Raw genomic sequence first — 372 nt, 5'->3', positions numbered from 1 at the left:
CATCCGCCATGTGCACTTATTCACTTGTCCCTATAACGTTAGCTCCTGCGACTAACAGGAAGCGTTTATAGGAATAAGAAGTACTACGTTAATGCGTTTGTTGATACATACAATCATTACCCATCGTTCCACGTTTTACCGTAAAACGATCAATAAAAATTTACTTACTTCTTCCAGATTGTTAAAGAACATACAGCACTTGATCTCTAAAAGATCAAATCTAAAGGTCTACCTTTACATTTGAGCTTTTGGTGGAGGATGACGGGATCGAACCGACGACCCCCTGCTTGCAAAGCAGGTGCTCTCCCAGCTGAGCTAATCCCCCTTTATGTCAGGTGTCAGACTTTAGTCTGATACCTCACTATAGGACTG

At 41.9% G+C, this 372-nt stretch carries 1 tRNA gene; it reads right to left on the bottom strand.

Annotated features, from left to right (window positions below):
* Positions 1-249 precede the first annotated feature (249 nt).
* Positions 250-325, bottom strand: a tRNA-Ala gene (locus tag GM655_RS22595).
* Between the last annotated feature and the right edge of the window lie 47 nt (positions 326-372).

This window comes from Pseudoduganella danionis, from assembly GCF_009720775.1.
In the GTDB taxonomy this organism is placed as follows: Bacteria; Pseudomonadota; Gammaproteobacteria; order Burkholderiales; family Burkholderiaceae_D; genus Rugamonas; species Rugamonas danionis.
The sequence above is the reverse complement of the archived record's forward strand: the minus strand, read 5'-3'. Positions and strand labels throughout refer to the sequence as shown.